This window comes from Phytobacter massiliensis JC163 (genome assembly GCF_000321045.1).
GTDB lineage: Bacteria > Pseudomonadota > Gammaproteobacteria > Enterobacterales > Enterobacteriaceae > Phytobacter_A > Phytobacter_A massiliensis.
Genome location: NZ_HE578945.1, coordinates 1295849 through 1307692, shown reverse-complemented (window position 1 = coordinate 1307692; position 11844 = coordinate 1295849). Strand labels below are relative to the sequence as shown.

16 protein-coding genes are annotated in these 11844 nt (G+C 57.8%); 10 read left to right on the top strand and 6 right to left on the bottom strand.

All coding sequences use genetic code 11. The annotated features are described in order from the left end of the window. The 4 genes from ENTHG_RS06455 to ENTHG_RS06440 form a co-directional block, all read left to right on the top strand. The coding region (locus ENTHG_RS06455) for a carbohydrate ABC transporter permease (RefSeq protein WP_044176684.1) at positions 1–434 on the top strand (434 nt) is incomplete at its 5' end. Continuing rightward, positions 415–1281 carry a carbohydrate ABC transporter permease gene (locus ENTHG_RS06450; RefSeq protein ID WP_052332673.1) on the top strand — a complete coding sequence of 289 codons (867 nt, stop codon included), beginning with the start codon at positions 415–417 and terminating at the stop codon, positions 1279–1281. The genes ENTHG_RS06455 and ENTHG_RS06450, both read left to right, overlap by 20 nt. Before the next feature lie 2 nt (positions 1282–1283). Further along, complete coding sequence (locus ENTHG_RS06445) at positions 1284–2345, top strand: ABC transporter ATP-binding protein (protein WP_044176673.1); 1062 nt, start codon at positions 1284–1286, stop codon at positions 2343–2345. 91 nt (positions 2346–2436) lie between these two features. After that, complete coding sequence (locus tag ENTHG_RS06440; protein ID WP_044179078.1) at positions 2437–3192, top strand: SDR family NAD(P)-dependent oxidoreductase; 756 nt, start codon at positions 2437–2439, stop codon at positions 3190–3192. A gap of 29 nt (positions 3193–3221) precedes the next feature. Here the strand turns inward: ENTHG_RS06440 and umuD are convergent, their stop codons facing one another. Next, a complete protein-coding gene (gene umuD, locus ENTHG_RS06435; protein WP_237567453.1) occupies positions 3222–3599 on the bottom strand; it encodes a translesion error-prone DNA polymerase V autoproteolytic subunit in 378 nt (125 codons plus the stop codon). Between the two features lie 429 nt (positions 3600–4028). On the opposite strand from umuD, the gene ENTHG_RS06430 reads away from it, so the two are divergent. The 4 genes from ENTHG_RS06430 (at position 4029) to mdtI (ending at position 6169) form a co-directional block, all read left to right on the top strand. Beyond that, a complete protein-coding gene (locus ENTHG_RS06430; protein WP_052332671.1) occupies positions 4029–5105 on the top strand; it encodes an AI-2E family transporter in 1077 nt (358 codons plus the stop codon). 175 nt (positions 5106–5280) lie between these two features. Next, entirely contained in the window at positions 5281–5379 is a 99-nt protein-coding gene (locus ENTHG_RS26400; RefSeq protein ID WP_425325294.1) for a protein YdgV, read from the top strand. A gap of 111 nt (positions 5380–5490) precedes the next feature. Further along, on the top strand, positions 5491–5853 hold the full coding sequence (gene mdtJ / locus ENTHG_RS06425) for a multidrug/spermidine efflux SMR transporter subunit MdtJ (protein ID WP_044176637.1): 363 nt from the start codon (positions 5491–5493) through the stop codon (positions 5851–5853). Next, positions 5840–6169: a multidrug/spermidine efflux SMR transporter subunit MdtI gene (mdtI, locus tag ENTHG_RS06420; protein ID WP_044176630.1), complete on the top strand. Its 330-nt coding sequence runs from the start codon at positions 5840–5842 to the stop codon at positions 6167–6169. The genes mdtJ and mdtI overlap by 14 nt, the downstream gene beginning before the upstream one ends. Before the next feature lie 30 nt (positions 6170–6199). On the opposite strand, the gene ENTHG_RS06415 is transcribed toward mdtI, so the two are convergent. From ENTHG_RS06415 to ENTHG_RS06405, 4 genes are all read right to left on the bottom strand, one after another. After that, positions 6200–7006: a trypsin-like serine peptidase gene (locus tag ENTHG_RS06415; RefSeq protein WP_044176619.1), complete on the bottom strand. Its 807-nt coding sequence runs from the start codon at positions 7004–7006 to the stop codon at positions 6200–6202. Positions 7007–7105: 99 nt separating this feature from the next. After that, entirely contained in the window at positions 7106–7189 is an 84-nt protein-coding gene (ydgU, locus tag ENTHG_RS26525; RefSeq protein ID WP_479681168.1) for a small membrane protein YdgU, read from the bottom strand. A gap of 83 nt (positions 7190–7272) precedes the next feature. Further along, positions 7273–7605 carry an acid resistance repetitive basic protein Asr gene (gene asr, locus ENTHG_RS06410; protein WP_044176606.1) on the bottom strand — a complete coding sequence of 111 codons (333 nt, stop codon included), beginning with the start codon at positions 7603–7605 and terminating at the stop codon, positions 7273–7275. 184 nt (positions 7606–7789) lie between these two features. After that, positions 7790–9274: a carboxypeptidase M32 gene (locus tag ENTHG_RS06405; RefSeq protein WP_044176599.1), complete on the bottom strand. Its 1485-nt coding sequence runs from the start codon at positions 9272–9274 to the stop codon at positions 7790–7792. Positions 9275–9390: 116 nt separating this feature from the next. Between ENTHG_RS06405 and ENTHG_RS26395 the strand changes: the two genes are divergently transcribed. Then, positions 9391–9483, top strand: coding sequence for a KPN_01571 family protein (locus tag ENTHG_RS26395; RefSeq protein WP_222860428.1), 93 nt, complete (start codon positions 9391–9393; stop codon positions 9481–9483). Between the two features lie 86 nt (positions 9484–9569). Here ENTHG_RS26395 and ENTHG_RS06400 read toward each other — a convergent pair whose 3' ends face one another. After that, the gene (locus tag ENTHG_RS06400) at positions 9570–10820 is read right to left on the bottom strand and encodes an MFS transporter (protein WP_044176591.1); all 1251 of its coding nucleotides are present in this window, start codon (positions 10818–10820) and stop codon (positions 9570–9572) included. Between the two features lie 105 nt (positions 10821–10925). Here ENTHG_RS06400 and ENTHG_RS06395 point away from each other — a divergent pair, with 105 nt between their 5' ends. Then, positions 10926–11822 (top strand): LysR family transcriptional regulator, encoded by an 897-nt coding sequence (locus tag ENTHG_RS06395; RefSeq protein ID WP_044176581.1) that lies wholly within the window; start codon positions 10926–10928, stop codon positions 11820–11822. Positions 11823–11844 lie beyond the last annotated feature (22 nt).

Below are 11844 nucleotides of genomic sequence, written 5' to 3'. Positions count from 1 at the left end.
CCAACCCGGACACCGCCCTGTGGGCGATTGTCGCGGCGGACGTCTGGCAGTGGTTTCCCTTCACCATGCTGATGGTGCTCGCCGCGTTGCAGATGGTGCCGAACGAACCGCGGGAGGCGGCGAGTCTTGACGGCGCTTCGTCGTGGAATATTTTCCGCTATATCGTGTTTCCGCACCTGAAACCGGTGCTGGCGGTGTGCATTCTGTTTCGTCTGATCGACAGCTTTAAGGCGTTTCCGCTGATCTACATTCTGACCGACGGCGGGCCGGGGTCTGTGACCGAAGTGACCAACTATTACGGCTTTATACAGGCGTTTAACTTTTCCTGGTGGGGTTACGGCAGCGCTATCGCGGTGGTGATCCTGGTGGGGGTGTTTCTCTTAAGCTGGCTGATTGGCCGGGCGGGGTGGGGCGATGACCATTCAACAAACTGACGAACGCGGGCAGGTGGCTTTTCGTGCCGTCCGGCGCAAAACATGGCGTGTTAAAGGCAAGCGCACGCTGCTGGCCCTGTTGCTGCTGGTGATATTTCTGGCCCCTTTTTTATGGATGGTCATTATGTCGCTGCGCCCGGCGATGGACGCCTTCGAACTGACGCTATGGTTCACCCCGACCCTTGACGCTTACCGCCAGCTGATTGCCGGTCACTTTCTCCAGCCGTTTGGCAACAGCCTGATGGTAAGCCTGCTCTCTACTATCTTCTCGCTGCTGCTGGGGGTGCCTGCGGCGTGGGTGCTGACCCGCTGGCGATTTCGCGCCCGCCGCTACGTGGCGCTGTGGATCCTGGTGACCCGCATGGCGCCGCCTATCGCGTTTACCATCCCGTTTTTTCTGGCCTGGCGCTGGCTCGGCTTGCAGGACACCATTATCGGCCTGGCGATTGTCTATCTCACCTTTAACCTGGCGATTGTCATCTGGCTGATGCAGACCTTCTTTGCCGCGGTGCCGGTGGCGCTGGAAGAGGCGGCATGGATGGACGGCTGCTCCCTGTGGCGCAGTTTCTGGACGGTGACGCTGCCGCTGGTCAAACCGGGGCTAGCGGCCACCGCCATTCTCTGTTTTATCTTCTCGTGGAATGACTTTTTCTACGCCCTGATTTTAACCCGTACCAACGCCATTACCGCGCCGGTGGCCATTGTCAACTTCCTGCAATACGAAGGGTGGGAGTGGAGCAAAATCGCCGCCAGCGGCACGCTGGTGATGCTGCCGGTGGTGGCGTTCACCCTGCTGGTACGTCGTTATCTGGTACATGGCCTCACCGCAGGCGGACTTAAGGATTAACTATGGCAACCCTGACACTGCGCAACATCGCTAAACACTTTCATGGCCAGACAATTATCCCAGGCCTCGATCTGACCATCCACCACGGCGAATTTATCGCGCTGGTGGGGCCGTCCGGCTGCGGTAAATCAACGCTTTTACGCATGATTGCCGGACTGGAAGGCATTGACGGCGGCGAACTTATCCTTGACGGCGAGGTGATTAACGATTTATCGCCCCAGGAGCGCAATATGGCGATGGTATTCCAGAACTACGCGCTCTATCCGCATATGACGGTGGCGGAAAATCTCGGCTTTTCCCTGAAAATGCAGGGCGTGGCGAAAATAAAAATAGACCAGCAGGTGCGCCAGGCCGCCGATACGCTGGGGCTGACGCCGCTGCTTGCGCGCAAACCGGCGCAGCTCTCCGGCGGCCAGCGCCAGCGGGTGGCGATGGGGCGGGCCATTTTGCGCCACCCCCGGCTGTTCCTTTTTGATGAGCCGCTCTCCAACCTTGACGCCAAACTGCGGGTGGAGCTGCGCACGGAGATCAAGGCCCTGCACCAGCGGCTGAACACCACGATGATTTATGTCACCCACGATCAGATTGAGGCGATGACCATGGCGGACCGAATTGTGGTGCTGCGCGAGGGGCATATTGAGCAGGTGGGCACGCCGCTGGAGCTGTTCGATCGTCCGGCTAACGCCTTCGTCGCCAGCTTTATCGGCTCGCCTTCCATGAACCTGTTCACCGGGCGGCTGGCGAAGCCGGGGGTGGTGATAACCGATGACGGCGTGGCGCTGCCGGTGGCGCAAACCCCAGACCATGCGCTTGGGCAGCGGGTACTGTACGGGGTGCGGCCCCAGCACTTTTTACTGGCTTCGGCCGGTGACATTAACGCTCAGGTGAAGGTGGTGGAGCCGACCGGGTCCGAAACCCAGATCGTGCTCAGTATGGGTACTCAGCAGGTCACGACGCTCTTTCATCAGCGGGTCGCCGCCGAACCCGGCACCATGCTGAACGTGCTGCCGGATGCCCGTCACGCCCATCTTTTCGATGCTGAAAGCGGGGCGCGGCTGAACTAATGCTGGCGCAACTATTGTTTATCCGCAGGGAGGAAAACGCGATACTCTCGACGACGCCGTAATGCAGGCCTTACCGAAGCGAGAACGAAAAATGCACGAGAGTTATACCCGCTATGCGAGCTTACAGCAAAAAGTCGTCATGATTACCGGCGGCGCCAGCGGTATTGGCGCCGATCTGGTGACGGCATTCAGCCAGCAGGGGAGCCGGGTCCATTTTCTGGATATTAACAGAGAGGCGGGTGAAGCGGTCGCCCGCGCCAGCGGCGCGACATTCCACGCCGTAGATTTGCGCGATATTACGGCGCTGCGCGCGGTGATTAGCGCTATCGCCGATCGGGAAGGGGAGATAAACGTCCTGATCAACAATGCCGCCTGCGACGATCGCCACGACATGTTTAGCGTCGAGCCGGAAACATGGCGCGCCAGCCTTGCCGTTAACCTCGATCATCAGTTTTTCGCCACCCAGGCGGTAGCGGCGCGGATGCAGGCATCGGGCGGCAGTATTATTCTCACCAGTTCGACCGCCTTTATGAAGGGCAGGCCGGGCCTGGTTGGCTACACCACCGCAAAGGCGGCGATTGTCGGCCTGAACCAGACGCTGGCGCGTGAGCTGGGGCCGTCCGGCATCCGGGTGAACTGTATCGTCCCCGGCGCTATCTCCACGCCGCGCCAGCAGGCGCTGTGGCGAACGCCCACCTCGGACCAGGAGATCAAAAACGCGCAGTCGCTGGATATCACCCTTGAGGGCAGGGACGTGGCGGCGATGGCGCTGTTTGTCGCCTCCGATGACGCCCGGGGCTGCACCGGTTCGCTCTTTTTCGTTGACGCCGGGATCCGCCTGGTGTGAGCGTATAGCGCCGGGCCGCCCGCCCGGCGCTATGGCCGGTTTAACGTTCGCCGGGTCAGGGTAATGACCGTCGTCACCACGCCCACGATATGTGCGCCTTCCTCTTCTTCTATCTTCACCGCGCGGTAACGCGCATTCTCCGGCACCAGCTGCGGGCAGGGGCCTAAACGCAGCCGCTTCACGGTAAAACCGCTCAGCAGCCGGGCCACCACAATATCGCCATCCACCGGCGTCAGGCTGGTATCCACCAGCAATAACGAGCCGGGCAGGATCGCCGCATCCCGCATGGAATCTGACGACGCGCGCAGTACGTACGTCGCCGAAGGGTGGGCAATCAGGCTGCTTACCAGATCGATCGCGCCGTCAAGGTAATCCGCAGCCGGGCTGGGAAAAGAGCTGGTGGTCATCGCGCATCGCTCCATTGTTTTTATAAGGTTGAGAGTAGCGGCAGGCAGCCCCGATAAGGCGCAACCGCGCCGCATCCGGGATTCACGGGTGCGCTGGCGCTTACCCGGGCTACGGCATGTCTTACTCTGCATTATTTACTGTGTATTTATACAGTATCGTCAAAGGCAAGGATCGATCAAGCCAAAAGCGATCGCTATTTAAGAACTTACTGACACGACTGGAAATTTAGTTTGTGAGATAAAGGCGGGCGCAAAAGATGTAAGATCCTTACAGATCCAAAATGGAAATATAACGTGACGGCCGCATCAGGTTGCCAGCGCGGGCCGCTTTCAGGCCTAAACAAACGAAGCGGCAGGTATTATTACCCAACCGGCGATGTTTTTACAATCAAGGAGATAGCATCTACACTAAATAAACTTAACCATTGGATGGCCAGGAAGATCACGTTGAAAATAAACAACTTCTTTTTTATTGTTCTGCTGCTGTTGGTGAGCCTGGCGTTTTTCAGCCTGATTCAGCCCTACTATTCGGCGATTATCTGGTCAGTGATCCTGACGCTTATTTTTTATCCGCTGCGGGTAAAACTATCAGGGTGGCTGCGGGGGCGTGACAGTATCGCTTCGCTGCTGACGGTGCTCCTTATTTGCGTACTGGTGTTTATCCCCCTGATGGTGATCGTTTCGTCACTGGTGGTGGAGATCAACGCGCTCTATCAGCGGCTACAAAACAACGCCACCGATCTGCCGCAGCTTTTTACTGACAGCATCGGTTACCTGCCCGGCTGGGCGCAGAGTTACCTGCGCGACAACGATTTTGACACCGTCACCTCGATCCGCGAAAAGCTGTCCGGCGTGGCGCTGAGCGCCGGGCGTTACCTGGCGGGCAGCGCGCTGGTCATCGGCAAAAATACCCTGAGCCTGACCATCAATTTCTGCCTGATGGTTTACCTGCTGTTCTTCTTACTGAAAGACGGCTCGCAGCTGGTACGTAAAATTTTCCATGCCATTCCGCTGACGGACAAAATTAAGCGCCGCCTGTTTCAGAAGTTTTCCGGCGTCTCCCGGGCGACGGTGAAGGGCACGCTGGTGGTGGCTATCGTACAAGGGGCGCTGGGCGGTTTCGGCTTCTGGTTTGCCGGGATCAACGGCAGCCTGCTGTGGGGGTCGATTATGGCCTTTATGTCGCTGATCCCGGCGGTGGGCACGGCGCTTATCTGGGTACCGGCGGTTATTTACCTTTTCTCCAGCGGAGAAATTATTACCGCAGTCATGCTGACGGCTTATTTTGTTGTCGTGGTCGGCCTTGCAGATAATATTTTGCGCCCGCTGCTGGTGGGAAAAGATACGCGTATGCCGGACTATTTAATTTTATTAACCACGCTGGGCGGGCTGCAATTCTTCGGCATTAACGGTTTTATTCTGGGGCCCATGATAGCCGGGTTGTTTATTTCCTCATGGAATTTACTGGCCGAACAACGGGCGCTGGCGTTAAAAGCCGGCGAGTAGCACACTGCCGCCTGCCATTAATCCGACAGGCGGCACATCCTGCTGCTGTACAAGGCGTAAAGAAGTGCAAAGCATTTGCCGAAAAAAAACGCCTGTGGTAGAAATAGCGCGTGTTTAACTACCGGAGACAACTTTTCCGCCGCGATGAGAAGCAAAGGCGGAACATTGTAATTTTATGGATAACCTGTTCAGGACGCTCCTTTCTGTTTTTTCCCTTCCTCTTTTGGCTGGCCACGCTTTTTGCGGCGAGCAGCACTGGCGCTCCGCGCTGTAGTCTTTTTCATTCTGCCTGACCAGACGCGAAATAGTCGCGGCTGATGTTCACTTTTCTGGCTTCCATTATGGGCAGCCACCGAATCGTTTATTTTCATGCAGGAGAAAGACAATGTTTTACTGGATACTTTTAGCGCTGGCTATCGTCGCAGAAATAACCGGCACATTATCGATGAAATGGGCAAGCGTTAGCGGCGGGCACGCCGGTTTTATTTTAATGCTGGCGATGATCGCTCTGTCTTATATATTTTTATCCTTTGCCGTTAAAAAAATCGCCCTCGGCGTTGCCTATGCCCTGTGGGAAGGGATCGGTATTGTGCTGATTACGCTGTTCAGCGTGGTGCTTTTTGATGAAGTGCTGACGCCGCTGAAAATCGCGGGCTTAACAACGCTGGTGGCCGGGATCGTACTGATTAAATCCGGCACCCGTAAAGCGGGCGTAAGTATAAAGGGCGGTCGCAATGCAACAGTTTGAATGGATACACGGCCTGTGGCTGGCGAGCGCCATTGTTCTTGAGATCGTCGCCAACATCTTTCTTAAGCTGTCGTCCGGCTTTCGCCATAAAGGGTACGGGATCGGATCGCTGCTGGCGGTACTGGCTGCATTTAGCGCGCTATCGCAGGCGGTAAAGGGTATCGATCTGTCGGTGGCTTATGCCTTATGGGGCGGCTTTGGCATCGCCGCCACGCTTGCGGCGGGCTGGATCCTCTTTGGACAGCGGCTCAACAACAAAGGCTGGGCAGGGCTGGTACTGCTGATTGTCGGCATGATTTTGATAAAATTCGCCTGACGCTTCGCAGCCCATGCAGGGCTGCGTTACTTACTGCGCCAGCGCTTCCAGTTTGTCACGAAAACCGGTGATGGCAATCGCCCGGTTATCGGCGCGCCAGCGGTCTTTCGCCGCCGGGGCGGAACTTTGTACCGCGATAAGCTGCCAGCCGTCAGCGGTTTTCAGCATTAGCGGGGAACCGCTGTCGCCCGGCAGGGTATCGCACTGGTGCGACAGAACGCTCTCCTGCGCCCAGCCGGTGACGATGCAATCCTGATGGCTGAACAGCGTTTCCAGATGATCTTCCGGGTAGCCCGACTGGGTCACTTTCCGGCCCGCCTCTTTCAATGCCTGGGTCAGCGCCGCTTTATCGCCCGCAAACAGCGGCAGGGGGGTGATGCCAGAGGGAGGATAGCGCAGCACCACCAGGCCAAAATCCCACGGTGCGGCGGCAGGGGGGACAATCCAGCCGTCGCCATCGGCTTTCAGCCGTCTGCCTAACGACGGGTCAACGCGCCCTTCAATACTGCGAATTTCATAACGCCAGCTCCCTTTTTGCGACACAAAGCGCAGCGCCACGGCTTTATCCGTTTTGCCGCCCGGGGGCGTCAGAAGGCAGTGCCCGGCGGTTAATGCCAGGCGCGGTGAAATAAGCGTCGCGGTGCAGAGGTTGCCGCTGGCGGTTTCCAGCTGTCCGATGGCGTCATACGGCGCGCGCGTAGGGTTTTCAACCCGCTCGCGGTCATCATGACCGAAAAAAAGCGTCTTGACCTGACGGGCGCTGGCTGCGTCTTCATCGGCATGGCCGTAAGCGGAAAAAAGAAACGTTCCCAGCAATAGCACAACGGTTTTTCGCATATAACACTCTGATGGGGCAATAATGATTTTTTAGTAACCCTGATTTATAAACTATAGACGGGACGGGAGAAAAGCGGGAATAAAATCAGCGTGCTACATTCAAAACAGATAAAAGCGCAGGGCGATGAGCGCGCAGACAATCAGCATCAGTAAGAGGCATTCGAAACGGTAGCGTCGCAGCATAAACCCTCCGAAAAAAAACGGCGCTTTACCAGAGGTTCAGCGCCGGGGACGGGCCTGGACAGCAGGCCCGGTAAACAGAAAACTTACGCAGCCGGCTGAGCAGCAGGTTGAGTCGCTTCGTGTTTTACATGTTTTTTATGTTTTTTCACTTTTGCCGCCTGAGCTTTCTGCTCAGCTGCCGGTTTAGCGGCGGCTTTTTTGTGGTGTTTTTTGGTTTTAGCAGCCTGCGCTTTCTGGGCTACCGCTTTTTTATGTTTGTGAACTTTTTTCGCCGGAGCGGCTTTCGCTGCCGGTGCGGCGGTAGTGGTTGTGGTGGCAGCCGGAGCCTGAGTGGTGGTGGTCGCGGCATCAGCGGCGAACGCAGCAGAAGACAGACCCATAGCAGCGGCAACAACCAGAGCTAATACTTTTTTCATTCTGATATCCTCGAATTGGTTTCTTCATTCAACCCCACTGCGGGGCCGTTGAAAGCACTATATCGATATCGCGCTGCTGCTTCCGTGAGTGATTGGTTTCGGCGTGTAACCGTTTGTACAGGGGGAGAGGTAGCCCGGATTAGGCGCCAGCGCGCCGCATCCGGGGAGACTGAAAATGCGGGGTTTACAGATAGCGCGCTGTCAGATGCTGACGGAAATAGCGGCTGTTCAGCGCCTCGCCGGTGGCATTTTCAATGAGCTGCGAAGTGGAGAAGCGGCTGCCGTGCTGCCAGATATTTTGCCGCAGCCAGTCAAACAGCGCGGAGAAATCCCCCTGCGCGATGGCGCTTTCCAGCCCCGGCAGGGCGGTGCGCGCCGCATGAAACAGCTGTGCGGCGTACATCGCGCCCAGCGTATAGGAGGGGAAGTAGCCAAAGCCGCCGTCCGTCCAGTGGATATCCTGCATGCAGCCGTTACGGTAGTCGCCTTCGGTGGACAGACCCAGCCACGCCTGCATCTTCTCGTTCCACAGGGCGGGAATGTCCTCCACCTCGATTTCGCCGTTAATCAGTGCCTGCTCAATCTCATAGCGCAGAATGACATGGGCCGGATAGCTTACTTCGTCCGCCTCGACGCGAATAAAGCCGGGTTTTACTCGCTGGTTCCAGGCGATAAAGTTGGCCTCTTCAAAGGCTGGCTGAGCGCCAAAGCGCTGGACGATTGACGGCAGCAAACGCCGGAGAAACGCTTCGCTGCGGCCCAGCTGCATTTCAAAAAACAGGCTCTGCGATTCATGGATTGCCGTCGAGCGCGCCAGCGCGACGGGTTGCCCTGACCACTGGCGGGGCAGATTTTGCTCATAGCGGGCATGGCCGGTTTCATGCACCACGCCAAACAGCGCGCTCAGCAGGTCATTTTCATCGTAACGGGTGGTAATGCGCACATCTTCCGGTACGCCGCCGCAGAAAGGGTGGGCGCTAATATCAAGCCGTCCGCCGTTAAAGTCGAAGCCCAGCATCTTCATGGCTTCCAGCCCCAGCTCGCGCTGTGTCGCCACCGGGAATGGCCCCACCGGATCGACAAGCGTCTCACGGGACTGCTTATCGGCAACCCGCTGTAGCAGGTCAGGCAGCCAGGATTTGAGATCGGCGAACAGCGTATCAAGGCGCGCGCTGGTCATATCCGGCTCAAAAACATCCAGCAGCGCGTCATAAGGCGAGCAGCCTTTCGCCGCGGCGCGGAGCTGCGCCTCTTCGCGGCTCAGTTTCACCACTTCTTTCAGGTTGGCGCTAAAACCAGCCCAGTCATTGGCAGGGCGCTGGGTGCGCCAGGCGTGTTCGCAGCGGCTGCCCGCCAGCGCTTTGGCTTCCACCAGCGACTCGGGTAGTAGCGAAGCCTGCTGATAATGACGCGTCATTTCCCGCAGATTGGCCTGCTCAAGGTCGTTGAGATCCTCTGAGCGGGCCCCCTCCAGCCATTGCCCCACCTGCTTATCGGTCAGGATCTGGTGTTGTAGCACCCCCAGCTCCGCCAGCGCTTCGCCACGGGCGGCGCTGCCTGCGGGGGGCATCATGGTAAGCATGTCCCAGCCCGCGATGGCGGAGAGATGGGAAAAACGCGACAGACGTTGAAACGTGCGGGTAAGCTGCTGATAACAGGTATTTTCCATAGTGCCTCTAGTTGGAACAGGTATGCGCTATTGACCTACTAAATACAGGGGCTATAGCATAGCGCGCTCACTGTCCATAATAGAAAAGTCGTAGCCTCAACCACACAGCTTAAATCATGAATCCTTTTATCTGGGTTATTTTTGCTCTGACGGTGCTTGATGCAGTACGAGAAATGGTGGGCGCATCCTCGGTATTTGGGATGTTCTGACCTGTTCAGGCACGGAGCTGTAGCCAGGGAAGCATTGCGCCCCTGGCCTCCCGGATGCGGCATTGGCCGCATCCGGGCTACATGATTTAATGCAGGCGGTGATGAAGTCGGTTACCGGTGAACAGCGCCAGCACCAGCATCAGAGCAATAAAACCGCCAACGCCGTTCCAGCCCCAGCTATGCCAGAAGACCCCGCCCAGCGTCCCCGCGATACTCGATCCCAGGTAATAGCTGAACAGATAGAGTGACGACGCCTGCCCTTTAGCGCGGCGCGCCCGCGGCCCAATCCAGCTGCTGGCGACCGAGTGGGCGGCGAAGAATCCGGCAGCAAACAGCAGCATACCGGCAAAAATCACCCAGATAGATGAAAACAGCGTCAGAAGCAGGCCGCACAGCATAATGGCGATAGCGCCAATCATCACCGGCCCCCGGCCATATTTTACCGTCATCGCCCCCGCGCGCGGCGAACTCCAGGTGCCGGTGAGGTAGGCCAGCGACAGCAGCCCCACCACCGCCTGGCTAAGCTGCCAGGGGGACTGCATCAGCCGGTAGCCAATGTAGTTAAACAGCGTGACGAACGAGCCCATCAGCAGAAAACCTTCGAGGAACAGCAGCGGCAGGCCGCGGTCGCGCCAGTGCAGGCGAAAGTTGATCGCCAGGGTGCGCGGGCGCAGGGCCATAGGGCGAAAATGGCGCGACTCCGGGAGAATGCGCCAGAACATCAGCGCCGAGGCGAGGGCGAAAAGGCCAATCACTGCCAGCGCGACGCGCCAGTTAAAGAAATCCGTGAAGACGCCGCTCAGAAGACGCCCGCTCATGCCGCCAATAGAGTTGCCGCTGATGTAAAGCCCCATCGAGAAGGCCACAAAGCTGGGGTGGATCTCCTCGCTCAGGTAGGTCATGCCTACCGCCGCCACGCCGCTCAGGGAAAGCCCCATCAGCGCGCGCATCACCAGGATACCGTGCCAGCTGGTCATCATAGTGGATAGCAGGGTGCAGCAGGAGGCGAGCAGCAGGGCGGTTACCATCACTTTCTTGCGCCCGATGGCGTCAGATAAGGGGCCGGTGAACAGCAGCCCAACCGCCAGCATTGCCGTGGAGACAGACAGAGAAATACTGCTGCTGGCGGGCGATACGCCAAACTCCCCTGAGAGCACCGGCAGAATAGGCTGGACACAGTAGAGCAGGGCGAAGGTGGCGAGGCCTGCGGAGAAGAGCGCCAGGGTAACGCGCATAAATTGCGGCGTACCGCGTTTGATAAATTGCGCTGCCCCAGGGCGGGAAACGGTTTCGACATCCTCTGCCGGTAAGATGTCGACGGTAGTTGTACGACTCACTGTTAATCCTTCAATTTCATTGCAAAAAGCAGAGATAAGGTAAGGGTATGAAAAGGGGATTGTTCTGTCTAATATATTAATAATCTCAAATAAGACGTTTTACATATGAATATTGAGCTGCGCCATCTGCGTTACTTTATTGCCGTTGCCGAAGAGCTGCACTTCGGCCATGCCGCCGCGCGGTTGAACATCTCTCAGCCGCCGCTTAGCCAGCAAATCCAGGCGCTTGAACAGCAGGCGGGGGCGAAACTGCTGTCGCGCACCAACCGCAGCGTCGCGTTGACTCCGGCGGGCAGGCAGTTTCTGGCCGACAGTCGGCAGATCTTAAGCCAGGTCGAGGAGGCCGTCGCCCGTGCCGCCCGGCTGCATCAGGGGGAGACAGGGGAGCTGCGCATCGGCTTTACCTCCTCCGCCCCTTTTATTAAGGCAGTGTCGGACACGCTGTCGTCGTTTCGTCGGCATTACCCGGACGTACATATCCAGACGCGGGAGATCAACACCCGCGAACAGATCGCGCCGCTGAACGAGGGGGCGCTGGATTTAGGGCTGATGCGCAATACGCTGCTGCCCGATACGCTGGCCTGGCAGGTGATTTTGCAAGAGCCGCTGCTGGCGATGATTCATCGTGACCATCCGCTGGCCACGCGGTCCGCCGTCTCGTTGCATGAACTGGCGCGGGAGCCGTTTGTCTTTTTCGACCCGCACGTCGGCACCGGGTTGTATGACGATATCCTTGGCCTGCTGCGCCGCTATGATTTGACTCCTACCATCACCCAGGAAGTGGGCGAGGCGATGACCATTATTGGTCTGGTGGCTGCCGGGCTGGGGGTGTCGATACTTCCTGCCTCGTTTCGCCGCGTGCAGCTTGATGAGATGCGCTGGCTGCCGATTATCCAGCCCGACGCCGTATCGGAGATGTGGCTGGTATGGGCGAAGCATCATGAACAGGGAACAGCGGCACAACGTTTCAGAAAAGCGTTGATTTCGTCGGCGAATGGGTAAAAAACAAGCAGTAAGCCTCTGT

Coding starts and splice junctions, on each gene's coding strand:
- ydgU (WP_479681168.1), bottom strand. CDS start 7,189: ATGCTGCGACGCTACCGTTTCGAATGCCTCTTACTGATGCTGATTGTC.
- mdtI (WP_044176630.1), top strand. CDS start 5,840: ATGCAACAGTTTGAATGGATACACGGCCTGTGGCTGGCGAGCGCCATT.
- ENTHG_RS26400 (WP_425325294.1), top strand. CDS start 5,281: ATGGATAACCTGTTCAGGACGCTCCTTTCTGTTTTTTCCCTTCCTCTT.
- ENTHG_RS06445 (WP_044176673.1), top strand. CDS start 1,284: ATGGCAACCCTGACACTGCGCAACATCGCTAAACACTTTCATGGCCAG.
- ENTHG_RS06415 (WP_044176619.1), bottom strand. CDS start 7,006: ATGCGAAAAACCGTTGTGCTATTGCTGGGAACGTTTCTTTTTTCCGCT.
- ENTHG_RS06395 (WP_044176581.1), top strand. CDS start 10,926: ATGAATATTGAGCTGCGCCATCTGCGTTACTTTATTGCCGTTGCCGAA.
- ENTHG_RS06430 (WP_052332671.1), top strand. CDS start 4,029: ATGGCCAGGAAGATCACGTTGAAAATAAACAACTTCTTTTTTATTGTT.
- ENTHG_RS06440 (WP_044179078.1), top strand. CDS start 2,437: ATGCACGAGAGTTATACCCGCTATGCGAGCTTACAGCAAAAAGTCGTC.
- ENTHG_RS06450 (WP_052332673.1), top strand. CDS start 415: ATGACCATTCAACAAACTGACGAACGCGGGCAGGTGGCTTTTCGTGCC.
- ENTHG_RS26395 (WP_222860428.1), top strand. CDS start 9,391: ATGAATCCTTTTATCTGGGTTATTTTTGCTCTGACGGTGCTTGATGCA.
- mdtJ (WP_044176637.1), top strand. CDS start 5,491: ATGTTTTACTGGATACTTTTAGCGCTGGCTATCGTCGCAGAAATAACC.
- asr (WP_044176606.1), bottom strand. CDS start 7,605: ATGAAAAAAGTATTAGCTCTGGTTGTTGCCGCTGCTATGGGTCTGTCT.
- ENTHG_RS06405 (WP_044176599.1), bottom strand. CDS start 9,274: ATGGAAAATACCTGTTATCAGCAGCTTACCCGCACGTTTCAACGTCTG.
- umuD (WP_237567453.1), bottom strand. CDS start 3,599: ATGACCACCAGCTCTTTTCCCAGCCCGGCTGCGGATTACCTTGACGGC.